Source organism: Afipia sp. GAS231 (assembly GCF_900103365.1).
In the GTDB taxonomy this organism is placed as follows: Bacteria; Pseudomonadota; Alphaproteobacteria; order Rhizobiales; family Xanthobacteraceae; genus Bradyrhizobium.
This window is the reverse complement of sequence record NZ_LT629703.1, coordinates 3,369,836-3,394,030: the sequence shown is the minus strand read 5'-3', so window position 1 is coordinate 3,394,030 and position 24,195 is coordinate 3,369,836. Positions and strand designations below refer to the sequence as shown.

Annotated in this window: 23 protein-coding genes; 13 read left to right on the top strand and 10 right to left on the bottom strand. The window is 63.1% G+C overall.

All coding sequences use genetic code 11. The annotated features are described in order from the left end of the window. Positions 1–18 precede the first annotated feature (18 nt). Complete coding sequence (locus BLS26_RS16055) at positions 19–330, bottom strand: hypothetical protein (RefSeq protein WP_092518108.1); 312 nt, start codon at positions 328–330, stop codon at positions 19–21. 211 nt (positions 331–541) lie between these two features. Here BLS26_RS16055 and BLS26_RS16050 point away from each other — a divergent pair, with 211 nt between their 5' ends. Beyond that, positions 542–919, top strand: coding sequence for a helix-turn-helix domain-containing protein (locus BLS26_RS16050; protein WP_244541953.1), 378 nt, complete (start codon positions 542–544; stop codon positions 917–919). A gap of 28 nt (positions 920–947) precedes the next feature. On the opposite strand, the gene BLS26_RS16045 is transcribed toward BLS26_RS16050, so the two are convergent. Both BLS26_RS16045 and BLS26_RS16040 read right to left on the bottom strand, forming a co-directional pair. Further along, positions 948–1,640, bottom strand: coding sequence for an MBL fold metallo-hydrolase (locus BLS26_RS16045; protein ID WP_092512664.1), 693 nt, complete (start codon positions 1,638–1,640; stop codon positions 948–950). 209 nt (positions 1,641–1,849) lie between these two features. Beyond that, positions 1,850–2,971, bottom strand: coding sequence for a VWA domain-containing protein (locus BLS26_RS16040; protein ID WP_092512662.1), 1,122 nt, complete (start codon positions 2,969–2,971; stop codon positions 1,850–1,852). 199 nt (positions 2,972–3,170) lie between these two features. Between BLS26_RS16040 and BLS26_RS16035 the strand changes: the two genes are divergently transcribed. Then, positions 3,171–3,656, top strand: coding sequence for an MmcB family DNA repair protein (locus tag BLS26_RS16035; RefSeq protein WP_092512660.1), 486 nt, complete (start codon positions 3,171–3,173; stop codon positions 3,654–3,656). 135 nt (positions 3,657–3,791) lie between these two features. Here the strand turns inward: BLS26_RS16035 and BLS26_RS16030 are convergent, their stop codons facing one another. Further along, entirely contained in the window at positions 3,792–4,346 is a 555-nt protein-coding gene (locus BLS26_RS16030) for an ActR/PrrA/RegA family redox response regulator transcription factor (protein WP_027538201.1), read from the bottom strand. A gap of 122 nt (positions 4,347–4,468) precedes the next feature. Then, entirely contained in the window at positions 4,469–5,794 is a 1,326-nt protein-coding gene (locus tag BLS26_RS16025) for an ActS/PrrB/RegB family redox-sensitive histidine kinase (RefSeq protein ID WP_092512658.1), read from the bottom strand. A 121-nt stretch (positions 5,795–5,915) separates the two neighbouring features. On the opposite strand from BLS26_RS16025, the gene BLS26_RS16020 reads away from it, so the two are divergent. From BLS26_RS16020 to BLS26_RS16005, 4 genes are all read left to right on the top strand, one after another. Continuing rightward, entirely contained in the window at positions 5,916–6,710 is a 795-nt protein-coding gene (locus BLS26_RS16020; protein WP_092512656.1) for an ABC transporter ATP-binding protein, read from the top strand. Then, positions 6,707–7,525 (top strand): ABC transporter permease, encoded by an 819-nt coding sequence (locus tag BLS26_RS16015; protein ID WP_092512654.1) that lies wholly within the window; start codon positions 6,707–6,709, stop codon positions 7,523–7,525. Before BLS26_RS16020 ends, BLS26_RS16015 begins: the two co-directional genes overlap by 4 nt. 126 nt (positions 7,526–7,651) lie before the next feature. After that, positions 7,652–8,983 (top strand): polyhydroxyalkanoate depolymerase, encoded by a 1,332-nt coding sequence (locus tag BLS26_RS16010; protein ID WP_092512652.1) that lies wholly within the window; start codon positions 7,652–7,654, stop codon positions 8,981–8,983. Positions 8,984–9,345: 362 nt separating this feature from the next. Further along, positions 9,346–10,185 carry a M48 family metallopeptidase gene (locus tag BLS26_RS16005; RefSeq protein WP_092512650.1) on the top strand — a complete coding sequence of 280 codons (840 nt, stop codon included), beginning with the start codon at positions 9,346–9,348 and terminating at the stop codon, positions 10,183–10,185. A 41-nt stretch (positions 10,186–10,226) separates the two neighbouring features. Here BLS26_RS16005 and BLS26_RS16000 read toward each other — a convergent pair whose 3' ends face one another. Beyond that, positions 10,227–12,503, bottom strand: coding sequence for a PBP1A family penicillin-binding protein (locus BLS26_RS16000; protein WP_092512648.1), 2,277 nt, complete (start codon positions 12,501–12,503; stop codon positions 10,227–10,229). Between the two features lie 136 nt (positions 12,504–12,639). On the opposite strand from BLS26_RS16000, the gene BLS26_RS15995 reads away from it, so the two are divergent. Further along, the gene (locus BLS26_RS15995; protein ID WP_092512646.1) at positions 12,640–13,065 is read left to right on the top strand and encodes a DUF1330 domain-containing protein; all 426 of its coding nucleotides are present in this window, start codon (positions 12,640–12,642) and stop codon (positions 13,063–13,065) included. 158 nt (positions 13,066–13,223) lie between these two features. Here BLS26_RS15995 and BLS26_RS15990 read toward each other — a convergent pair whose 3' ends face one another. The 3 genes from BLS26_RS15990 to BLS26_RS15980 all read right to left on the bottom strand — a co-directional run bounded on the left by BLS26_RS15990 (position 13,224) and on the right by BLS26_RS15980 (position 16,448). Further along, positions 13,224–14,450, bottom strand: coding sequence for an ABC transporter substrate-binding protein (locus BLS26_RS15990; RefSeq protein WP_092512644.1), 1,227 nt, complete (start codon positions 14,448–14,450; stop codon positions 13,224–13,226). Between the two features lie 254 nt (positions 14,451–14,704). After that, on the bottom strand, positions 14,705–15,952 hold the full coding sequence (locus tag BLS26_RS15985; protein WP_092512642.1) for an ABC transporter substrate-binding protein: 1,248 nt from the start codon (positions 15,950–15,952) through the stop codon (positions 14,705–14,707). A gap of 133 nt (positions 15,953–16,085) precedes the next feature. Continuing rightward, entirely contained in the window at positions 16,086–16,448 is a 363-nt protein-coding gene (locus tag BLS26_RS15980; protein ID WP_172804614.1) for a DUF1304 domain-containing protein, read from the bottom strand. Between the two features lie 132 nt (positions 16,449–16,580). Between BLS26_RS15980 and BLS26_RS15975 the strand changes: the two genes are divergently transcribed. Both BLS26_RS15975 and BLS26_RS15970 read left to right on the top strand, forming a co-directional pair. Beyond that, positions 16,581–17,111: a PaaI family thioesterase gene (locus BLS26_RS15975; RefSeq protein ID WP_092512638.1), complete on the top strand. Its 531-nt coding sequence runs from the start codon at positions 16,581–16,583 to the stop codon at positions 17,109–17,111. A gap of 7 nt (positions 17,112–17,118) precedes the next feature. Further along, a complete protein-coding gene (locus BLS26_RS15970) occupies positions 17,119–17,646 on the top strand; it encodes a methylated-DNA--[protein]-cysteine S-methyltransferase (RefSeq protein ID WP_092518106.1) in 528 nt (175 codons plus the stop codon). 87 nt (positions 17,647–17,733) lie between these two features. On the opposite strand, the gene BLS26_RS15965 is transcribed toward BLS26_RS15970, so the two are convergent. Then, positions 17,734–20,523: a [protein-PII] uridylyltransferase gene (locus BLS26_RS15965; RefSeq protein ID WP_092512636.1), complete on the bottom strand. Its 2,790-nt coding sequence runs from the start codon at positions 20,521–20,523 to the stop codon at positions 17,734–17,736. A gap of 198 nt (positions 20,524–20,721) precedes the next feature. On the opposite strand from BLS26_RS15965, the gene BLS26_RS15960 reads away from it, so the two are divergent. The 4 genes from BLS26_RS15960 (at position 20,722) to BLS26_RS15945 (ending at position 24,110) form a co-directional block, all read left to right on the top strand. Further along, a complete protein-coding gene (locus tag BLS26_RS15960) occupies positions 20,722–21,696 on the top strand; it encodes an aliphatic sulfonate ABC transporter substrate-binding protein (protein WP_092512634.1) in 975 nt (324 codons plus the stop codon). A 212-nt stretch (positions 21,697–21,908) separates the two neighbouring features. Then, positions 21,909–22,760 (top strand): ABC transporter permease, encoded by an 852-nt coding sequence (locus tag BLS26_RS15955; protein WP_092512632.1) that lies wholly within the window; start codon positions 21,909–21,911, stop codon positions 22,758–22,760. Next, the gene (locus BLS26_RS15950; protein ID WP_092512630.1) at positions 22,760–23,545 is read left to right on the top strand and encodes an ABC transporter ATP-binding protein; all 786 of its coding nucleotides are present in this window, start codon (positions 22,760–22,762) and stop codon (positions 23,543–23,545) included. Before BLS26_RS15955 ends, BLS26_RS15950 begins: the two co-directional genes overlap by 1 nt. Positions 23,546–23,600: 55 nt before the next feature. Continuing rightward, positions 23,601–24,110, top strand: a complete 510-nt coding sequence (locus tag BLS26_RS15945) for an OsmC family protein (RefSeq protein ID WP_092512628.1) — start codon at positions 23,601–23,603, stop codon at positions 24,108–24,110. Positions 24,111–24,195: the final 85 nt, after the last annotated feature.

The window sequence follows — 24,195 nt, the reverse complement described above, 5'->3', positions numbered from 1 at the left end:
CACGCGCGATCGCAGCACTCAGGCTGCAGCCGTTTCGGCGATCCAATCGATCGGCGTTACCGCGACGTCGCCGCCCTCGGCAACCTGCCTCGTCCGTTCCGTATAGTGCTTGAAGAAGTCGCGCTGCTGCAGCGTCTTGACCGCCTGGTCGTCGGCCGCCGAAGCGAGATGGAAATAGCTCGCGTCGTCGCGAACTTTCAGGCAGCGGTAGACGATCCGCCCCTTCAGCTCCGGATCGTTGTCGAGGGCGGCAATGAAGCGGGCAATTTCACCGTGCCACGCCTCGGTGGTGCCGTTGGCGAACCGATATCTGATCATGAAATGCTTCACGGATGCCTCCTGGATGGGTCTTTCGGGCTGCATCGGATCATCTGGTGCGCTTATGCGCACCAGCGCAAGTACGGACAAAAATGTCAGTATGGACTTTCTTTTTGCGGCTCCTATCCTGACCTCACGGCGACATAGCGTTTTCAAGCGAAGCGGATACCGGTTCGCGTGAAGAAAACGCGTCAAAACAAAGAGCGCTCGGAGGAGATCTGCAATGGCAAAGCCAAGGATGGCGCCGGCCTGCGGTTGTCCGGTCGCGGCTTTTCAGAAGCTGATCAGCGGCAAATACAAGCTGCGCATCGTCTGGGACCTCAAGGATGGTCCGCTGCGCTACGGCGAAATCCGCAGCGGCCTGCTGCGCGGCATGGTCGGCAGCGCCGAGATCGCACCGCGGGTGCTGAGCCGCGAATTGAAAGCGCTGACCGGGAGCGGACTGATCGATCGCAAGGATTTCGGCGTGGTGCCGCCGAAGGTCGAATACCGCCTGACCCGCAAGGGCAAGACTTTCGTGCCGGTCGTTGCCGCCATCAAGGACTGGGGAACGCGCCACCTTGCAGAGACGAACGCGCCCGAGATGGTCGCGGCGGAGTAGCCAGCGCCGTTACGGCGCTGGCTGTCCCTTACATCTCGCCGGTCAGGAACGGGTTGGTCAGCCGCTCCTGGCCGATGCTGGAGCCGGCGCCATGGCCGCAGATGAAGCCGACATCGTCGCCGAGCGGCAGCAGCTTTTCCTTGATCGAGTTGATCAGCGTGGCGTGGCTGCCGCCGGGCAGGTCGGTGCGTCCGACCGAGCCGTTGAACAGTACGTCCCCGACATGGGCGAAGCGCAGTTCCTTATTGAAGAACACCACGCTGCCCGGCGAATGACCGGGGCAATGCAGGATGTCAAATGTTAGGTCTCCGATCGAGACCTGTTCGCCCTCGTCGAGCCAGCGGTCGGGCCCGAAATTGCGCACGTCGGTCATGCCGAAGCGCTCGCCGCTCGAGACGACATTGTCGAGCAGGTATTTGTCGGCGATGTGCGGACCCTCGATTTTCACCTGCAGCGCGTCGCGCAATTCGGCGGCGCCGCCGACATGGTCGATATGGCCGTGGGTCAGCCAAATCTTTTCGACGGTGACGCCGGTCTGCTTGATCGCTTCCAGAATCTTGGGAACGTCCCCGCCGGGGTCAATCACCACGGCCTTCTTGGACGGCTCGTCCCAGATAATGGTGCAATTCTGCTCGAACAGCGTCACCGGCACGATGATCGCGCCGGCCTTCGGCTGGGTTTCGGTGCGGGTCTCTGAAGGGGTCTCGGTTTGCTGGGTCATGGCGGCAGATTGCCGATTTTTGGCCTCTCGCCAAGGGAAAATTGCGTGTTCCAAGGATGCCGTCGTCCCGGCCAAGCGAAGCGCGAGCCGGGACCCATAGCCACCAAAATTTGCGTTGTGCGACGGTGGGGCCACCAGCCGGTCTAACAACAGTCATTGGTGGTTATGGGTCCCCGCGTTCGCGGGGACGACGATTTACCGCCGCTAGCTCACCGCTTGATCTGCGCCTTCAGCGTATCCTCGACCACGCGGTCGAACGAAGACGCCTTGGGCGGCGCCTTGGCGCGCTGCTCGGCGACGTATTTGTCGCGCTGCGCCACCAACGCACCGAGCTTCTCGTTGAGCGCCTTGCGCTGGCTCATCTGCTTGTTGACTTCATCGAGACGCGCCTCCGGCTTCATCGCGCGCAGATTATCGGGCAGGTCTTCGTCCTTGATCGCGGAAAAGCTGTTGCGGCCGGCGCCGATGTCGGCGACGAGGTCACCGCCGCCGGTGACGGCTTCCGAGGTCGATCGCGCGCGCTTGTTGATATAGCTCGCCATCTCCGACGCCTGTGAGGGAGCGGCGGCCGCGACCCGCGACAATTGCTGCGTCTGGTCCTCAGTGCGCTTCTGCATGGCGCGCGGGCCGTAGGGGATCACGGTGCCGTTGATCTCCCGCTGCAGGATAATAATGTCCTCGTCGTATGGTGTTTCGATCACGACGACCTGACCGCCGTCCTGCGGGATCGGAATGAAGCGGCCGTTGCCGTGCTGGGCGATGTCGCGCCACACCCGCTCGGTATCGGCGGCGTTGCCGGCCAGCACCGCATTGACGATGATGTCCTTCTGCTTCGCCACCGACAGCGTCACCGGATATTTGGTGTCCTGCGCATAGTCCATGTGCGGCGGCGCGTCGCCGACCAGGAACACGATCCGCCTGGTATCGCCGCCCTGGGTCCATTGCAGCTTGTTGACGGCGACATCGAGCGCCTCGTTGACGCTTTCCGGCCAGTCGCCGCCGCCGCGTGCCTTGAGCTCCAGCAGGTTGGCGTAGAGATCCTGGATGTCGGTGGTGAGCTCGACCTTCCTTGTGACATAGTCGTCGCCGATGTCGCGGTAGGCGACGAGGCCCATGCGGATATCAGCGTCGGGATTGCTATCGACGATCGCGGTCGCGATCGACCAGATCTTGCGCTTGGCGCCTTCGATCAGGCCGCCCATCGAACCCGTGGTATCGAGCACGAACGCGACTTCGACCGTGGGTTTGGCGGATGCCGCCGAAAGGCCGGCGGAAAGGGGAAGCGCTGCGAGGGCGAAAGCGAGTGAGCGAAGCGTGGTGGATGACTTCATGGTTCTCCTCCAGTGTTTCGTCCCCTGGAACCGAAGTTCCCCCGGCTTCGCGGTGGCGTGTGGTCCAAAACAAGGCGGGGCGGGGTCGGATTTGTGGCTGGCCCGGACGTGCTCCGGCACCGGTTTTCTGAAAGATCAGGCTCAAACAGAGCGAGTGGACGGCTGTTGGACGGTCCGGAATCGGTTAAGGTTCGAGCGCATGGAATCGCCCGCCCGCCAGATCTCACTCGTGCCTCCGTCGGATGGCCGCCAGTCGGAAACCGCGCTGGCGGTCGCGCGCGGCACCGCGCGGCTGTTACGATCGCTGGGCTTTTCCTGCATCAGCGAATTGCCGCTGCCGTCCGGCCGGCGCGCCGACCTGGTGGCGCTGAACGAGCGCGGCGAAATCTGGATCGTCGAGATCAAGTCGTCGGTGGAAGATCTGCGCGCCGACCAGAAGTGGCAGGACTACCGGATGCATTGCGACCGGCTGTTCTTTGCCTTCACGCAGGACCTGCCGTGCGAGATATTTCCCCAAGACACCGGCCTGATCATCGCCGACGCCTATGGCGCGCATCTGCAGTGCGAGGCGCCCGAGCACCGGCTGCCGGCGCCGACCCGGAAATTGATGACGGTGCGCTTCGCGATGGCTGCGGCGCAACGGATCAACCGGCTGGTCGATCCGCAGGGGCACGGGGAGTTTTAGGGCAACATCTAACGTCGTCATGGCCGGGCTTGTCCCGGCCATCCACGTCCTTGTCTTAGCGAAGACCGCAAGACGTGGATGCCCGGGACAAGCCCGGGCATGACGGAAACTTTTCGTAGATTTACGCGAAGCCGATCAGCGCGGCGCGCGCTTGGCCAGGATGCGCTGCAGGGTGCGGCGGTGCATGTTGAGGCGCCGCGCGGTTTCGGAGACGTTGCGGTTGCACATCTCGTAGATGCGCTGGATGTGTTCCCAGCGCACGCGGTCCGCCGACATCGGATTCGCAGGCAGTTCGGATTTCTCGGTGCCGCTGGCGAGTAGCGCCGCGACGACATCGTCGGCGTCCGCCGGCTTCGAGAGATAATCCACCGCACCCATCTTCACGGCGGTAACTGCGGTAGCAATGTTGCCATAACCGGTCAGCACGATCGCGCGCGCCTCGGGGCGCTTGCGCTTCAGCGCCGACACCACGTCGAGGCCGTTGCCGTCGCCGAGCCGCAGATCCACCACGGCAAAGGCAGGCGCGGCGCGGCCGATCTGGGCCAGACCGTCGGATACGGTGTCGCAGGACGTCACCGCGAAGCCGCGGGTCTCCATCGCGCGCGACAGGCGCTCCAGAAACGGCTTGTCATCCTCGACGATCAAGAGCGAGCGGTCGGTGTGATCGTTCAGTTCGGCGATGGCGTTCAAGGTCAGGTATCCCTGTGTTGCGGACGCTTAAGATATGGCGTGGCAAGGTGGCGCTGCCAAGGCCGCCTATAGTCGGACGGGCTTTGCCATCCTGAATGCCAAGAACCGTTCCAAGAACCGTTCTAAGTCTCGGTTCCGCCCGAAATTTCATCCGTCTCGAAGCGGTCACGCGGCCATACGATCTGCACCACGGCGCCGTGATCGGGAAAGATCCGGTTGGTAAACGACACCTTGGCGCCGGTCCGCTCGAGCAGCGTGCGGGCGATGAACACGCCGAGCCCGAGCCCGGAATGCTCGTTTTGGGCCTCATCTGCGCTGGGACGCCGCGATAAATAGGGCTCGCCGATCCGTTTCAGCATGTCGGGCGCGATACCCGGGCCGTCGTCGGAGATCACGATCTCGATGCTGTCGGCGTTCCACCACGCGTTCACCTCCACCGTATTCCGCGCGAAATCGACGGCATTTTCCAGGATGTTGCCGACGCCATAGAGGATCGCCGGGTTTCGCGCACCGACCGGCTCGCGCGTGGCTGCGACAGCAAGCCGCACCTTGATCGCAACGCCGAAATCGCGATGCGGCGCCACCGTTTCCTCGATCAGCGTCGACAGCGGCATGCGGTCGAACGGCGCGCCGGAGGAGGAAAGCTGGGTGATCTTGGCCAGAATGTCGCGGCAGCGCTGCGCCTGCTCGCGCAGGGTTTTCAGATCGGCGGCAAGATGGTCGTTGTCATGAACGGTCTTCTCCAGCTCTCGCGAAATCAGAAAGATCGTCGACAGGGGCGTGCCGAGTTCATGCGCGGCGGCGGCGGCGAGGCCGTCGATCTGGGTCAAATGCTGCTCGCGCGTCAGCACCAGTTCGGTCGCCGCCAGCGCATTGGAAAGCTTGCGCGCCTCCTCGGTGACCTGGAACGCGTAGAGACTGGTGACGCCGATCGCGAGCAGGATCGAGAGCCAGACGCCGAGCAGATAGATCGGCGGCAGCACCAGCGGGTCATCGCTGTCCCATGGCAACGGCAAATGGAAGAACACCAGCGCCGAGGCGCAGGCGACCGCAAGCACGCCGAGCGCGATCGTCAGCCGGATCGGCAACGCCGTCGCCGAGATCAGAACGGGCGCCAGGAACAGGAACGAAAACGGGTTCTGCAGCCCGCCGGTGAAGAACAGCAATCCGGCGAGTTCGACGATGTTGAGCGCGAGCAGGGCCGCGGCATAGACCGGTTCCAGCCGCTGCATCGGGTTGAACACGATCTGCAGCGCCAGATTGAGCAGCGCCGAGAGGCCGATGATGGCGACACAGGGAATGATGGGGACGTCGAATTCCAGCCCCTGGGCGACGATGAAGATGGCGGCGAGCTGGCCGAGTGCCGCCAGCCAGCGCAGCCGCAATATCGTATCCAGACGGACATAGCGGTGCGGATTTCGGAAGTCGGAGGCGGCAATGTCGGTCATCACGCGAGTTTAGCCGTGCGGGGGCGCGATCACAAATTCGCGGGATAGGGCAGTGTGTCACGCCCGGCGGTTGCCCACGCCTTGCGCTGGCCGCCGCGATGCCGCAAGGATTCGGATCGAAATGGTCAATAGCGACGCCATAACTGCCCCATCGTCCACGGCCGCTCCGACCAAGACGGCCGCGATCGACGTCGCGCATCTGATAAAACTCTACAAGACCACGCGGGCGGTCGACGACGTCACGTTCCGGATCGGCCGCGGCAGCATCACCGGCCTGCTCGGCGGCAACGGCGCCGGCAAGACCACGACGATCGCGATGATCATGGGGCTGGTGCTGCCGACCTCGGGCCGGATCCAGGTGCTCGGCCATCCGATGCCGGAGAAGAGCGCCGAAGTGCTCGGCCGGATGAATTTCGAAAGCCCCTATGTCGATATGCCGATGCGGCTGACGGTCCGGCAGAACCTCGGCATTTTCGGCCGGCTCTATGCAGTCGCGAACCTGCGCGAGCGGATCGAACAGCTCGCCGCCGACCTCGACCTCAACGACTTCCTCGACCGCGCCAATGGCAAGCTCTCGGCCGGACAGAAGACCCGCGTCGCGCTGGCGAAGGCGCTGATCAACCAGCCGGAGCTATTGCTGCTCGACGAGCCGACGGCTTCGCTCGACCCCGACACGGCCGACTGGGTGCGCCAGCATCTTGCCGACTATCGCAAGACCCATGACGCCACCATCCTGCTGGCGTCGCACAATATGCTGGAGGTGGAGCGGCTGTGCGACCGCGTCATCATCATGAAGCGCGGCCGGATCGAGGATGACGACAGCCCCGACCAGATCATGGCGCGCTACAACCGCTCCACGCTGGAGGAGGTGTTTCTCGACGTCGCGCGCGGCCGGGTGGCGGAGGGCGCGCCATGAGCGAGGTCGCCACGCATCGCGGGATTTCGCCGCATCGCATCCAGGCGATGGTGCTGCGCTATTGGTATCTCTTGATGTCGTCCTGGCCACGGCTGCTGGAGCTGATCTACTGGCCGGCGCTGCAGGTCATCACCTGGGGCTTTCTGCAGAGCTACATCTCGCAGACATCAGGGTTTTTCGCCCGCGCCGGCGGTTCGCTGATCGGCGCGGTGATCCTGTGGGACATTCTGTTCCGCGGGCAACTCGGTTTTTCGATCTCGTTTCTCGAGGAAATGTGGGCGCGCAATCTCGGCAACCTGATGATGAGCCCGCTGAAGCCGATCGAATTCCTGATCTCGCTGATGATCATGAGCCTGATCCGGCTTGCGATCGGCGTGATCCCGATGACGCTGCTGGCGCTGTTCTTCTTCAAGTTCAACTTCTTCGCGATCGGGCTGCCGCTGATCGTCTTCTTCTGCAATCTGATCTTCACCAGCTGGTCGGTCGGGATTTTTGTGTCGGGGCTGGTCCTTCGTAACGGTCTCGGCGCCGAGAGCATCGTCTGGACGCTGATGTTCGGGATCATGCCGCTGGCCTGCATCTATTATCCGGTCGCGGTGCTGCCGGCGTGGCTGCAGCATGTGGCCTGGGTGCTGCCGCCGACCTACGTGTTCGAGGGAATGCGGGCGCTCTTGATCGATCATGTGTTTCGGGCCGATCTGATGGTCACTGCGCTTCTCATCAACGCCGTCCTGTTCGCTGCCTCATTTGCGATCTTCCTTGCCCTTTTGCGCAGCGCCAAACGCCACGGCTCCCTGCTGGGTGGCGGTGAATAAGGTCCAATTCCCCGTGGATTTCCGGGGTTTTTGGCCCTTTATCCGCGTAGATTTACCGATCTGTGCATTGACGCTTAATTACGCATTCGGCAGTATGCTGCGGCGCAAAACAGGGGTCTGAAATCAATGCCGATTGGTGAGTTTGGCGGAGCACCGCCACTGGTGGCCGAAGGCAGTCCGGCGCTTACGACGCCGATGTACTGGATGTACGAAATGGGCCACGCGTCGCTCAATCCGGCACGCGCCGTGACCGACGCCACGAAGATCCTGTTTCAGAACCCGCTCAATCCGTGGTCGCACACCGACTTCGGCAAATCGATCGCCGCGGGCTGCGAATTGTTCGAACGAACCACGCGCCGCTACGGCAAGCCCGAATGGGGCCTCGACACCACCGAAGTGAACGGCGTGCGTACGCCGGTCGAAGTCCGCTCGATCTGGGAAAAGCCGTTCTGCCGTCTGCTGTACTTCGATCGCAAGCTGACCCGGCCGCTGCGCGCGCCGCAGCCGCGGGTGCTGATCGTGGCGCCGATGTCGGGCCATTATGCGACGCTGCTGCGCGGGACGGTCGAAGCCTTCCTGCCGACGCACGAAGTCTACATCACCGACTGGTCCGACGCGCGGATGGTGCCGCTGGCGGAAGGCCGTTTCGACCTCGACGATTATGTCGACTACGTCATCGAGATGCTGCACGTGCTGGGCGGCAACATGCATGTCGTCGCGGTGTGCCAGCCCTCGGTGCCCGTGGTGGCGGCGGTCTCCGTCATGGAAGCCGCCAACGATCCCTTTGTGCCGTTGTCGATGACGCTGATGGGCGGCCCGATCGACACCCGCCGCAACCCGACCGCGGTCAACAATCTGGCCGCCGAGCGCGGCATCGAGTGGTTCCGCAACCATGTCATCACCAAGGTGCCGTTCCCGCATCCCGGCGTGATGCGCGACGTCTATCCGGGCTTCCTGCAGCTTTCGGGCTTCATCACCATGAACCTCGATCGCCACACCGACGCGCACAAGGCGTTGTTCAGCAATCTGGTGAAGGGCGACGGCGACCTGGTCGACAAGCACCGCGAATTCTATGACGAATATCTCGCGGTGATGGATCTGACCGCCGAATATTACCTGCAGACCGTCGATGTCGTGTTCGTCAAGCATGCGTTGCCGAAAGGCGAGATGATGCATCGTGGCAAGCCGGTCGATCCGTCGAAAATCCGCCGCGTGGCGCTGATGACGGTCGAAGGCGAGAACGACGACATCTCCGGCATTGGCCAAACCGAAGCCACGCACGCGCTGTGCACCGCTATTCCCAACCATCGCCGCGTGCATTACGTGCAAAAGGGCGTCGGACATTACGGCGTGTTCAACGGTTCGCGGTTCCGTTCCGAAATCGTGCCGCGCATTTCCGATTTCATGCTGTCGGCGGCCGATACCAAGCCGAAACTGGTCGCTGCCGCCGCTGAATAGCGGCGGTTCGACTGCGTTTTCGCGCGAAGTCGATGTGGTCAGCGTCAAAAATCGCGTCTGAACAACAAGCCGCGCGCGTTTTCGAGCGCAGCGGATGTCGTTTCGCATTGAGACGACACGTTCGTACCGAAATCAGCGCTCGTTTCTGATTCAAAGAAGAATCGCGGGATTCCGCCAATCGAATCTGGCCGGTGTCCAACCCCCTGAATTAATTAAAAGAATCAAGATTCGCAGGCGAATCAAGGAATGAGTATGACCTCAGTTTTTGAGGGTATCCGGCGGTGCCGGTTCCCTCTAAAATTCTTGGTTCCAGCCCCTGCCGGTAGAGGCCGTTTACCGGCCAGCCCCTGTATATTGGGCAAATGATTTGTTTTTGCGCGGAGCGATTTCACTGGCGGCGGATATGGCAGAATCCGGGCGATCTCCTGCCCCCCGGACTGTCAGACATGGCTACTCGTGCGCTCCTCTATCGGCGGCCCGCCGAACCCGCGACTCTTATGGTCAAGCACGGCTCGCAATTCTTTGCGATCCGGCTGCGCCGGCATCGCCGCGCGCGGCGCTACACCTTGCGAATTCATCCGACCGATCGCGAAGCCATCCTGACCATGCCGCCGCGTGGCAATCTGGTCGAAGCCAGGGAGTTTGCTCAGCTTCACGGTGGCTGGATCGCCGCCCGTCTCGGCCGTTTGCCGAAGGCAGCACCGTTTCAGGCCGGCACGCTGGTGCCGCTCCGCGGTGTGCCGCACCGGCTGGTGCATCGCGCCGGCGAGCGCGGCACGGTCTGGACGGAAACCCGCGACTCCGGTGAGAGGATCCTCTGCGTCGCCGGTGGCGCCGAACACATGGACCGGCGGGTTCACGATTTTCTCAAGCGTGAAGCGCGAAAGGACCTGCACAAGGCCTCGTTCGCCTATGCCGAGCAGCTCGGCGTCAAGGTCAAGCGGGTGTCGCTGCGCGATCAATCGAGCCGCTGGGGTTCGTGCACCTCGGCCGGCTCGCTGTCGTTTTCCTGGCGGCTGATCCTCGCGCCGCCCTATGTGCTGGACTATCTCGCCGCCCATGAAGTCGCGCATCTCGTCGAGATGAACCATTCGGCGCGGTTCTGGCGAGTCGTCGCCAGAATTTGCCACCATGTCGAGCGCGCCAAGAGCTGGCTCGACACCCACGGCAACGACCTGCACCGTTACGGGATTCAGGATTAGCGAAGCCTGTGACGGTCAATGCTGAACGATAAGCCTATCAGCTACCTGTTGCCGCCGAACACCCGCTCCATCAGCCAGCCGTCCAGTCCCGCCGCCGCCTCCGGGCGTGCGGAGGGATTTGGCGGCGCTGAGGTCCGTACCGGCTGCGGCGGACGATAGCCGCCGCCTGATGGCAATGGCACCGGCGGCATCGGCGCCTGCGACTGCGCCGGTTGTGGGTAGGCCGAAGGTGACGGCGTATAGGACGGCGAGGGCGGGCTTACTTGTGAAGCGGCCTGCATCAGGTTCGAGAACGGGTTGCCCGGTTGTGACTTTGGCAGGCTCGCCACCGGGACACCCTGATGCGCGGTTCGCATGAAGCGGGTCCAGACTTCCACCGGCAAGCCGCCGCCGGTGGCCTTCTTGGTCGGCGAATTGTCGTCATTGCCGAGCCACACGCCGGTGACGAGGTTCGCGGTGTAGCCGATGAACCAGGCATCGCGGTAATCCTGGCTGGTGCCGGTCTTGCCGGCGGCGGTCCAGCCCGGAATTTCGGCCTTGCGCGCGGTGCCCGAGATCAGCGTCTCCTGCATCATCGTATTCATCATCGCGACGCTGCGCGGGTCGATCACCTGGCCCAGATTGTCGTCGGAGCGCGCGTACAGCACCTTGCCTTCGTTGGTACGGATTTTGGTCACGACATGCGGGGAGACGCCGAGCCCGCCATTGGCGAACGGCGCATAGGCGCCGACCAGTTCGATCACCGAGACCTCCGAAGTGCCGAGCGCGATCGAGGCGTTGGCGTCGAGCTTGGATGAAATGCCGAGCCGATGCGCGGTTCGCACCACGTTCTTCGGCCCGACCTCGAGGCCGACGCGTATCGCCACCGTGTTGAGCGACATCGCCAGCGCCTGCGTCAGCGTCACTGACCCGAAATATTCGTGGGTGTAGTTCTCCGGCTTCCAGCCTTTGACGTCGATCGATGCGTCCTGCCGGACCGTCTCCGGCGTCAGGCCGGCCTCGATGGCGGTGAGATAGACGAACGGCTTGAACGCCGAGCCGGGCTGGCGCTTGGCGGTGACGGCGCGGTTATACTGGCTCTCGGCATAGTTCCGGCCGCCGACCATGGCGCGCACCGCGCCGTCGGGGGTCATCGCCACCAGCGCGCCCTGGCTGACATTGAACTTCACGCTCTTCGCCGCCAGTTCGTCGATGATGGCGGCTTCCGCCACGCTTTGCAGTTTCGGGTCGATGGTGGTTTCGACCACGATGCTCTGGTCGATCTGGCCGACGAGGTCGTCGAGCACTTCGCCGATCCAGTCGGCCACGTAATTGACGGTGCCGGCGCCGACCGGCTTCACATTGTAGGAGGGATGGCCGATCGAAGCCTGCGCCTGCGCATCGGTGATGAACTTGGCGTCCGCCATTGCGGCGAGGACGATCTTGGCGCGTTGTTCGGCGCCTTCGGGGTTGCGGTTCGGCGCCAGCCGCGACGGCGACTTGACCAGGCCGGCCAGCATCGCGGCCTCCGCGACCGTGACGTTCTTGGCCGACTTGCCGAAATAGCGCTGGGCCGCGGCCTCGACGCCATAGGCGCCGGAACCGAAATAGACCCGGTTGAGGTAGAGTTCGAGGATCTCCGCCTTGGAATGCTTGCGCTCCAGCCAGAGCGCGAGCTCAACTTCCTGCAGCTTGCGCGCCATGGTGCGTTCCTGAGTCAGGAACAGGTTTTTCGCGAGCTGTTGCGTCAGCGTCGAGCCGCCTTGCGAGACGCCGCGATGCAGGACGTTGGTCACCGCCGCGCGCAGGATGCCGACCGGATCGACGCCGTAATGCGAATAGAAGCGGCGGTCCTCGATCGCGATGAAAGCCTTCGGCAGATAGGGCGGCAGATCCTTCAGCGCGATATTGGCGCCGGGCATTTCACCGCGCGAGGCCAGCGTGCTGCCGTCGAGGCCCACGATCTGGATCGTCGGCGGCCGTTTTGGAATTTCCAGCGACTGGATCGGCGGCAGGTGGGCGCCGACATAGATCACGAGGCCGATCACCGCGATCGCGGCCCACAGGCCGAGTACGGCGGTCCAGTAGAACAGCCGGCCGATCGAGAAGCGCCCGCGCGATTTCGACCGCCGCTTGCCGCCACTGCGGCCGGCGCGCGGCTTGCGCTCGCGTGGCGGTTCGTCGTCGCTGTCGTCGGACCTCGGCTTGGATGATTTCTTCGGCCGGTCGTCGGCATCAGGGACGCGATCTTCCGGCGAGAGGCGCAGATCGGCGAGCGCGGCCGGAAGCCCGAATAGCGGCTCCTTGCGTCCGCCGCTCTTTTTTCGCCCCAACGCCATACGCAAAACGCCGCTCACACCGGTCCCGTCGCACGCTAGCGCCGGCAGTTTAAGGGGCGGTTACCGAGAGGTTAACGCGGGATTAGGAGGTGCGGCGGCGCGTGGTAATAAGAGCGCGTTTTCAAAGGAGAGCCGAATGGGCCACATCGATCCGACCAAGGAAGTTTTCGCGCAATTCAAGGCCAATGACCGGCCGGGACCGATCCACATGCTCAACCTGGTCCGGCTGCGGGCCGAGGCCGCCTATCCCGACGGCCGCAAGGCGACGGGCGCGGAAGCCTATGCGGCCTATGGAAGGGAAAGCGGGCCGGTGTTCGAGCGGCTCGGCGGCAAGATCGTCTGGCAGGGCCGCTTCGAATTAATGCTGATCGGGCCGCAGGAAGAGCGCTGGGACCATTGCTTCATCGCCGAATATCCGTCCGTCGCAGCGTTCGCCGAAATGATCCGCGATCCCGTCTACCGGGAAGCGGTCAAACACCGCCAGGCCGGCGTCGAAGATTCCCGCCTGATCCGGCACGCGGTGCTGCCGGTCGGCAAGACGTTTGGGGAGATACCGAAGTAGGAACGCGTAGGGTGGGCAAAGGCGCACTTGCGCCGTGCCCACCATCTGTCCAACCGTCGCCAGGAATGGTGGGCACGCTTCGCTTTGCCCACCCTACGGTGAAAACAAATCGGCGGCCCCGAGAGGCCGCCGATCGTTCGTATCAATGAAAGCCGCTACTAGCCGGCCGGACCCACGTCCTCGAGGATCGGGCCGAACAGTTCCCAACGCTCGCCGTTGAACTTCATCATCTGCAACTGCTTGTTGACGCGATAATCGGTCGGCGAAGTGTTGGCCAGAATGCCCGGCAGCGCCAGGTCGAGCACGACGTTCTTCAGGCTGGTGGCCTGTTTCATGACGTTCTCGCGGGTCAGGTCGTCGCCGCACATCTTGAGCACATGGACCATCAACTGCGAGGTCGAATAGCCGTAGGAGTTGAAGCTCGAATCCTTGTCGCCGTCGGGATAATACTTCGCCATGAATTCGAAATACTTCTTCATGCCGGCGTCGTCCTTCCAGGTCGGATCGAGCGGATCCTTGCCATAGTTGACGCTGATCACGCCCTTGGAGGCCTCAAGCCCGGCCGGCTTCATCACGGCGCCGACCGAGGTCGCGTTGATGTCGAGGATCTGCACCGGATGCCAGGCGAGTTCGGAGATCTTCTTGATCGCCTGCGCCGCCTGCTTCGGCGTCGTGGCCGAGAAGAACAGGTCCGCGCCGCTGTCCTTGATCTTGAGGATCTGCGAATCGATGGTCGGGTCGGAGACTTCGTAGGAAGACTCGGCCACGATCATGCCGGCCGCCTTGTCGCCGAGGCCGGCCTTGATGCCGTTCAGATAGTCCTTACCGAGATCGTCGTTCTGGTAGAGGATGCCGACCTTGGCATTCGGATAGGTCTTGATGATGTACTGCCCGTAGATGCGGCCCTCGACGAAGTAGTTCGGGTTGAAGCCCATCGTCCATGGGAAGTTCTTCGGGTCGGTGAACTTCGACGCGCCGGTGGCGGCGAACAGTTGCGGCACCTTCTTCGAGTTGAGGTACTTCTGGACCGCGGCGTTCGAAGGCGTCCCGAGCAGCTGGAAGGTGAGCAGCACTTCGTCGCTCTCGACCAGCTTGCGCACCTGCTCGACGGCTTTCGGCGGCGAGTAGGCGTCGTCATACTGGATCAAGTTGATCTTGCGGCCGTTCACGCCGCCCTGATCGTTGATCATCTTCATGTAGGCGGCCTGGGTCTTGCCGATGGTCGCGTAGGCCGAGGCAGGTCCCGAGAATGGATTGGTCTGGCCGATCTTGATCTCGGTGTCGGTCGCGCCGGTATCATATTTCTTCTGCGCGGAGGCCGCGGAGACCGACAGCGCCATCGCAAGCGCGGTGCCGGTGACCAGATGGAGAATACCCTTCCTCATATCGCTAATTTCCTCATGTGCTGTGATTGTGCCGATGATCTCGTCCGGTCGTAGCCGGGTGCCATCGCTGCGGCGGATACTGGCGGAACGGATGCTGCAATGCAAGGTGGCGAGGTGCTGAAAAGTTGAACGATTTCAGGGCGTCAGGGCCAGACTAAAGTCTGACCGCCCATCACCCGTCAAAACGAATTGGCCGACGCAAGGTGGCAACCCTGCGCCGGCCATCATTTCGTTGATCGGGTCGGAACGGCTCGCTAGCCGGCCGGGCCTGCGTCCTCAAGGATCGGGCCGAACAGTTCCCAGCGTTCGCCGTTGAACTTCATCATCTGCAACTGCTTGTTGACGCGGTAATCGTCGGGGCCGGTGTTGATCTTCAGGCCAGGCAGAGCGAGGTCAAGCTCGACGTTCTTCAGCGAGGCTGCCTGCTTCATGATGTTCTCGCGGGTCAGATCGTCGCCGCATTGCTTGAGGATCTGCACCAGAAGCTGGGCGGCCGAATAGCCGTAGGTATTGACCGTGTTCATCTTGTCGCCTTCGGGGAAATACTTCGTCATGAAGTCGAGGTATTTCTGCAGACCAGGGTCGCCCTTCCAGGTCGGATCGGCCGGATCCTTGCCGTATTGCACGCTGATCACGCCCTTGGAGGCTTCGAGGCCGGCGGGTTGCAGCGTCGCGCTGACCGGGCTGGCGTTGATGTCGATGATATGCACCGGATGCCAGTCGAGTTCGTGGATCTTGCGGATCGCCTGCGCCGCCTGCTTTGGCGTTGACGCGCTGTAGAACAGGTCCGCGCCGGCGTCCTTGATCTTCAGCACCTGTGAGTCGATGGTGGGATCGGACACTTCGTAAGACGCTTCGGCCACGATCATTTTCGCAGCCTTGTCGCCGAGGCCGGCCTTCAGCCCGGCGATGTAGTCTTTGCCGAGATCGTCGTTCTGATAGAGGATGCCGATCTTGGCGTTCGGGTGCTCCTTCGAAATGTACTTGCCGTAGATGCGACCCTCGACGAAGTAGTTGGGGTTGTAGGCCATGGTCCAGGGGAAGTTCTTCGGATCGGTGAACTTCGCAGCCCCGGTTGAGGCCAATAGCTGCGGGATCTTCTTGGCGTTGAGATATTTCTGCACGGCCGAGTTAGCCGCGGTGCCGATGATCTGGAACGTCAACAGGACCTCATCGCCTTCGACGAGCTTGCGGATTTGCTCGACCGTCTTCGGCGGCGAATAGGCGTCGTCATACTGGATCAGGCTGACCTTGCGGCCGTTGATGCCGCCCTGTTCGTTGATCATCTTGAGGTAGGCAGCCTCCGTCTTGCCGATATTGGCATAGACCGAATAGGCGCCCGAGAACGGCACGGTCTGGCCGATCTTGATTTCGGTATCGGTCGCGCCGGTGTCGTATTTCTTCTGTGCGTGGGCTGATGATGCCGACAATGCGACCGCAAGTGCGGCGCCTGCGACCGCAACCGCGGCGCCGCCGACCAGACTAAAAACTCCGCTTCTCATTTTGTTGCCTCCAATGCTGTTGGCCGATGATCTGGTCCGGCTGTCTCGTTGGATGGCCGGACGTCATCGTTGCCCGAAGTTTGGAGGAACGGTTCTGGCATTGCAAGGCAATGCCTCGGCAATCGACGGCCCGTTATGCCAGCCAGAGCAGGATCAGCGCCAGCGCCGCAGGCGCGGCCTGCACATAGAGAATCCGGCGGCTCACGGTTGCAGCGCCATAAACGCCGGCGACGATCACGCACAGCAGAAAGAAGGTCTTGATCTGGAACGCGAAGCCCGGATTGGAATGGATCAGACCCCAGATCAGCCCGGCGGCGAGGAAGCCGTTGTAGAGCCCCTGATTGGCGGCCAGCACCGCCGATTCCGTCGCTTTCTCAATTGAATTACGAAATGTCTTCAGGCCGAGCGGCTTGGTCCAGAGAAACATCTCCAGAACCAGGAAATAGACATGCAGCGCCGCGACGATCGCGACCAGGATGTTGGCGATAAAGATCATGTGGTCCCCCAACCATTTCGGAAATCGGGTGGACGCTAGCATGCGCCATCGGAAAAGTGCTGACGCAGTCGGATATTTTCGCTGCGACATATCAATCAGCGCGATCGACGAATCGCAGCAGGGAAATGAATTATGCCAGACCGCAGCGCCAGCAGAACCTATGGGACCGTCAGCGACGATCGCAAGAAGGAGATGACGGGCCTCGAATTCGTCCAGGGCCTTGCCGACGGGACGTTGCCGCTCAACACCATCGCGCAAACCCTGGGCTACGATGTCACGGAAGCAGCGTCCGGGCGCGTCGTGGTCACCGCGGAGCCGCGGGACATTCATCTCAACCCGGCCGGCACCGTGCATGGCGGGCTCGCCGCCACGCTGCTCGATAGCTGCATGGGACTGGCTGTTCAGTCGACATTGGCAGCAGGTGTCAGCCAGACCACACTGGAGTTCAAGATTTCGCTGGTGCGGCCGATCACACCTGACACCGGAGAGATCAGGGCTGAAGGCGTCGTGCTGACCAGCGGCCGCCGGGTCGGCACCGCCGAGGGACGGATCACCGATCGCAACGGCCGGCTGCTTGCCCACGGCACGACGACGTGCCTGATCTTTCAACCTGAGCCGCCAACCATGGAAATTGCGGGACGTGCTACCGGCTATATGGGATGATGTGGATATGACCCGCGCCAAGCTGCCTGACACCTTTGGCCTCGACCGGCTGGACACGCCGATCGGCATGGCGCTGCTGGTCAGCGACGCCGACGGCGTGCTGCGCGCGCTCGACTGGGAAGATTACGAGCCGCGCATGAAGGAACTGCTGCGGCTGCAATATGGTGCAGTGGTGCTGAAGGAGGCGAGGGCACCGCGCGATCTCAGGACCGCACTGGCGGGCTATTTCAAGGGCGACCTCGATCGCCTGCGGCAGATCGAATGGCGCGTCGCCGGCACGCCGTTTCAGCAAAAAGTCTGGAAAGCGCTGCCGGAGATTCCGGCGGGCACCACGATGAGCTACGGCGCGCTGGCTAAGAAGATCGGCCTGCCCAAAGCTATCCGCGCCGTCGGTCACGCCAACGGCTCCAATCCGATCAGCGTGGTCGTGCCCTGTCACCGCCTGATCGGCGCCAACGGTTCGCTGATCAAGTACGGCGGCGGACTGGAGCGGAAGCGCTGGCTGCTGCAGCACGAAGGGGTGACGCTTTCGTAGGGTGGGAGCCGAAGGCGTAACCCACCATCTCTCACCACGCTCAAATCGGTGGGTTACGGCTTCGCCTAACCCACCCTACGAAGATCACTACGCAGCAACGCTCTCTTCGCTCGACAGCAGATGAATCAGAGCGCTCTTGATCGCGGCCTGCCGGGTCGGCGCGTTGATCTGGGCACCCAACAAATCGGTGACATAGAACACGTCGCGGGCGCGCTCGCCGAAGGTCGCGACATGCGCGGAGGCGATGTTGAGGTTGAGCTTCGAGATCGCGGTCGTGAGCTGATACAGCAGGCCCGGACGGTCGAGGCCGGAGACCTCGATCACGGTGTAACGGTCCGACCACTGGTTGTTGATGGTGACTTCCGGTTCCACCACGAACGGACGCACCCTGCCGCGGCTGGCGGCCTTGCGCGCCACCACTTCGGGCAGCCGCAATTTGCCTTCGAGCACCTGTTCGATCATCTCGCCGATCCGGGTGGCGCGCCGGCCTTCGTCCTCGTCGCGGTCGTATTCCCTTGATATCGCGATGGTGTCGAGCGCGCGGCCGTCGGTGGTGGTGTAGATCTGGGCATCGACGATGTTGGCGCCGGCGGATGCACAGGCGCCCGCAATGATCGACAGCAGCCAGGGATGGTCGGTTGCCAGTATCGTCAGTTCGGTGACGCCGCGCGCCTCGTCGAAGCCGACATTGATCGCGAGCTTGTGGCCGGCCTGTTCGCTGGCCCGGAGGAAACGCGCATGGCGGATCTTGCGCGGCAGTTCGACCTTGAGCCAGTAGGCTGGATATTGCCTGCTGATATAGGCGTTGAGCTCCGCTTCCGGCCATTCGGTGAAGGCGGCGCGGAATTCGGATTGCGCCACCGCAATGCGCTGGGCGCGGTTCACTTCCGAGAAGCCGCCGGTCAGCACCGGCTCGGTCTCGTAATACAGCGTGCGTAAGAGTTGCGCCTTCCAGCCGTTCCAGACGCCGGGGCCGACACCGCGGATGTCGGCGGTGGTGAGAATGGTCAAAAGCTTCATCTGCTCGACCGACTGCACCACGGCGGCGAAATTCTCGATGGTCTTGCGGTCGGACAGGTCGCGCGACTGCGCCACCGTCGACATCGTGAGATGTTCCTCGATCAGCCACGCAATCAATTCGGTATCGGCGGCGTTGAAGCCGAGCCGCGGGCACAGCCGCCGCGCCACCTTGGCGCCGGCGATCGAGTGATCCTCGAGGCGGCCCTTGGCGATGTCGTGCAGCAGCGTGGTGATGTAGATCACCGCGCGATGCTCGGGATGGATCTTGCGGAACAGGTCGCTGGCGACGGTGAACTCGTCGTTGCCGCCGCGCTCGATCTCCTGCAGGAAGCCGACGCAGCGCAACAGATGCTCGTCCACCGTATAGTGGTGGTACATGTTGAACTGCATCATCGACACGATCTTGCCGAAGGCGCGGATGAAATGACCGAGCACGCCGGTCTCGTTCATCCGCCGCAGCACGCTCTCGGCGTTGTCGGAGGTCAGAATCTCCATGAACAGCCGGTTGGCTTCCGGATTTTCCCGAAGCTGGGTGTTGATCAGCTTCAGCGAGCGCGTCACCGTGCGCATCGCATCGGGATGGAAGGCGAGGCTGTTCTTCTGCGCCAGCCGGAAGATCCGGATCAGGTTGACCGGATCGTGCTTGAAGACGTCGGGGGTGGCGAGATTGATGCGGTTGTGATCGATGATGAAGTCGTCGCTGTCGGGCACCCGCCGCCGTGTCGTGCCGCCCGGCCGCAGCCGCGCCACCACCCGGCTCAGCACCGGCGCCGGCTTGGCCTGCTCGTCTTCGAGCTTGGCGCACAGGATCGCGGTCAGATCGCCGACGTCCTTGGCGATCAGGAAGTAGTGCTTCATGAAGCGTTCGACATCCTGCATGCCGGGATGCGAGGTATAGCCGAGCCGGACCGCGATCTCGCGCTGCATGTCGAACGACAGCCGCTCCTCGGCGCGGCCGGACACGAAATGCAGGTTGCAGCGCACCGACCACAGGAAATCGGCGCAACGGCGGAAGGTGCGGTATTCCTGCGCGTCGAACACGCCGCGTTCGACCAGTTCATCGGTCTCGCGCACGCGGTAGACATATTTCGCGATCCAGAACAGCGTGTGCAGGTCGCGCAGTCCGCCCTTGCCGTCCTTGACGTTGGGCTCGACCAGATAGCGCGACTGGCCGCCGCGGCGATGGCGTTCCTCGCGCTCGGCGAGTTTGGCGGTGACGAATTCGGAAGCCGTACCCTGCACCACGTCCTTGTCGAAGCGCGCGACCAGTTCGTCGTATAGCGGCTGGTCGCCGGTCAAAAACCTTGTCTCGAGGATCGCGGTGCGGATCGTCATGTCGCCGCGCGCCTGCCGGATCGATTCGTCGACCGAGCGCGTGGCGTGGCCGACCTTCAACCCCATGTCCCACAGGCAATACAGGATGGCTTCCGCGACCTGCTCGCCCCAGGCAGTCTGCTTGTAGGGCAGGATGAACAGCAGATCGATGTCGGACTCCGGCGCCATCAGGCCGCGGCCGTAACCGCCGGTCGCGACGACTGCCATGCGTTCGGCGCCGGACGGGATATGCGAGCGATAGAGATGACGCGTCGCCGCCGAATAGAGGATGCGGATGATTTCATCCTGCATGAAGCAGAGCCGCTCGGCGCAGCGGCGGCCGTGGCGGTCCTTCAGCAGCACGGCCTGCGCGGTGGCGCGCGCGGCGATCATCTCGGTTTTCAGCAATTGCGCCAGCGCCGAGCGAAACACGTCCTCGCGGCCGGCATGCTTTTCGGCGAGGGCATCGACCGCGGTGGTGATCCGCGCGGTATCGAAACGTTCATCCGCCGTGGGGCGGGTCTCTGTGACGACGCTGTCCATGATCTAACCCGATATCGGACGGCGCAGACGCTGTCACGGAGGATTGTAGGGCCGTGGTGATTCTATGCTGGATTCTCTTTGCTTTCGACTAAGTTGTTCTCGCAAGCGTGCTTGGGCGGCACGTATTTTCTCGTTGACCTCAGGGTTTAACTCATTGAAATAACAAGATGTTTTTTTGAGTTGAGGGGAGACCGGACCATGTCAGGAATTACACGGCGGACGATGGCTGCGGCGATTGCGGTTTCGGCCTTGCTGCCGGGAACAGCCTTCGCGGCCGACGCACTCAAGGAAATTCACATCGACTGGGCGACCTACAACCCGGTGTCGATGGTCCTCAAGCAAAAGGGATTGCTGGAAAAGGAATTCGCCAAGGACGGCATCAGCATCGTCTGGGTGCAGTCGGCCGGTTCCAACAAGGCGCTCGAATTCCTCAACGCCGGCTCGATCGATTTCGGATCGACCGCGGGCTCGGCGGCGCTGGTCGCGAAAATCAACGGCAACCCGATCAAGTCGATCTACGTCTATTCGCGTCCGGAATGGACCGCGCTGGTGACGGCGAAGGATTCCAAGATCGCCTCGGTGGCGGATCTCAAGGGCAAGCGGGTCGCGGTGACGCGCGGCACCGATCCGCACATCTTCCTGGTGCGCGCGCTGCTCGGCGCCGGCCTGACCGAAAAAGACATCACGCCGGTGCTGCTGCAGCATGCCGACGGCAAGACCGCGCTGATCCGCGGCGACGTCGACGCCTGGGCCGGTCTCGACCCGATGATGGCGCAGGCCGAAGTCGAGGACGGCGCCAAACTTTTCTACCGCAAGGCCGATGCCAACACCTGGGGCATCCTCAATGTGCGCGAGCAGTTTTTGAAGGACTATCCGGACGTGGTCCGGCGCGTCCTCGCGGTCTACGAGGAAGCCCGCAAATACTCGCTGGCCAATTACGATGATCTGAAGAAGACGTTTATTGGCGTCACCAAGCTGCCGGACAGCGTGGTCGACAAGCAGCTCAAGGAACGCACCGAGCTGACCCATAGCCGCATCGGCGCGCCCCAGCGCGAGTCCATCCTCGCCGCCGGCGTCGCTTTGCAGCAGGCCGGCGTCATCGACGCCAAGGTCGACGTCAAAGCGACGCTGGATGCGTTGATCGACGATCAGGTTCCGCTGCCGACGAACTAAGTTTCTTCACCCTCCCCTGGAGGGGGAGGGTCGACGCTCATGAAATGAGCGGCGGGGTGGGGTGAAGGTCTCTCCTCGCGAACGGTATCCAAGTTGATAGACCGTCACCCCACCCCGTCTCACATTTCGCTGCGCTCCATGTGAGCCGACCCTCCCCCTCCAGGGGAGGGTAAGCGCCCATCTTGCAATCCCCTTCCAGAAGCGTTCTTGCTATGGCCATGACGGTTGAACTGCCAGCGCTGGAACAGACCGATGCGAGGACACAGCCCGCGTCGTCGTCGCGGCTTGGGCGCTATGCGCGGCCGGCGCTCGGGCTGCTGCTGCCGGTGGGCCTCGCGGTCGGCTGGGAAATCGTGGTCTGGCTCGGCTATTCCAACGGCCGGCTGGTGCCGCCGCCGACCAAAATCTTCGCCACCATCATGGAGATGGCGAAAAGCGGCGAGCTGTCGCGCCATGTCATCGCGACGCTGAGCCGGGTGGGCGCGGGCTTCGGCCTTGGCGTCGTCGCCGGCACGCTGCTCGGCGCCGTCTCCGGCTATTGGGATCTGGCGCGGCGGCTGCTGGATCCGACGGTGCAGGCGTTGCGCGCGATCCCGTCGCTGGCCTGGGTGCCGTTGTTCATTCTCTGGCTCGGCATTTTTGAAACCTCGAAGGTAGCGCTGATCGCGGCCGGCGTGTTCTTCCCGGTCTATCTCGGCGTGATGGGCGCGATCCTCTCGGTCGATCGCAAGATCGTTGAGGTCGGCCGCACCTTTCGTCTGACTGGCCCGGCAATGATCCGGCGCATCCTGTTGCCGGCGGTGTTGCCGGCCTATGTGGTCGCGCTGCGCGTCGGCCTCGGCCTGGGCTGGATGTTCGTCGTCGCCGCCGAACTGATGGGCGCCTCCGAGGGACTCGGCTATCTCCTGCTCGACGGCCAGCAGCTCGGCAAGCCCGCGCAAATTCTCGCAGCGATCGTGATCTTCGCGATCCTCGGCAAGACCACCGACTGGCTGATCGAAGTCGCGACCGCGCCGCTGCTGCGCTGGCAGGATGCGTTCGGCCGCCAAAGCGGGGGTAGCTGATGCTCGCGCTCGACCGCGTCGGCAAGACCTATCCGAACGGCGTTCATGCGCTGGAACGTTTTTCGGCCGAAATCCGGCGCGGCGAAATCGTCGCCATCATCGGCGGCTCCGGTTGCGGCAAGTCGACCCTTCTTCGCGCCATCGCCGGCCTCGACCGCGCCTCCGCTGGCACCATCAGGCTCGACGAGGAGACGATCGTCTCGCCGCATGCCAAAATCGGAATCATCTTTCAGGAGCCGCGGCTGCTGCCGTGGCTGAGTGTTGCCGACAATATCGGCTTCGGCCTGTCGGACCAGCCGGCGAATGTCAGGGGCGGCAAGGTGTTGCGCGCACTGGCGCGGGTCGGCCTTGCCGACAAGGCCAAGGCCTGGCCGCGCGAACTTTCCGGCGGACAGGCGCAGCGGGTCGCGATTGCCCGCGCGCTGGTGCCGCAGCCGGAAGTGCTGCTGCTGGACGAGCCGTTTTCGGCGCTTGATGCCTTCACACGCCGCGATTTGCAGGACCATCTGCTCGATCTCTGGAACGACACGCGGCCGACCCTCATCCTGGTGACGCATGATGTCGACGAGGCCGTGGTGCTGGCGGATCGCGTGCTTGTGATGCGCCCGCGGCCGGGGCGGCTGTTCGAGGAGATCAAGATCAACCTGGCGCGGCCGCGCGACCGCAATTCTCCCCATTTCGACAATTTCAAGCGCCGGGTGCTGACCGCGCTCGACCGCTCGCTCGACCGCAACGTGCCCGATGCCGACCCCAAATCGACCGCCGGCGAAGCGATGTGGTGGTGACAGCGGGCTGATTTCGCACTAAATCGGCCTAAACAAAGAACCGGGAGAAGAAAAAATGGACGCCGCCGATCTCCGCGCGATGCAGGCCCCGATCAAGGAACGCTACAAGTCGGATCCTTCGGCTGCGATCATCACTCTGAAAGCCAAAGGCTCGATCGACAGCGACGGCATTGCCTGCAAGGTCGAAACCGGCCGCGCGCTGGCGATGGCCGGCCTGCATCCGGCCACCGGCGGCTCGGGGCTGGAATTGTGCTCCGGCGACATGCTGCTGGAAGCCCTCGTCGCCTGCGCCGGCGTAACGCTGAAGTCGGTCGCAACCGCCGTCGAGATTCCGCTCAAGACCGGCAACGTCACCGCCGAAGGCGATCTCGATTTTCGCGGCACGCTGGGCGTCGACAAGGAAGCCCCGGTTGGATTTGCCGAGATTCGTTTGCGCTTCGACGTCGAGACCGACGCGCCGCAGGACAAGCTCGATCTGCTCCTGAAACTCACCGAGCGCTATTGCGTGGTCTATCAGACCATCAAGAACGGCCCGAAGGTTTCGGTGTCGATGAAGCGGATTTGATCTTGACCCTCCCCTGGAGGGGGAGGGTCGGATCGCATGAGCGAAGCGAAATGCGATACGGGGTGGGGTGACAGTCTCTCAGCCC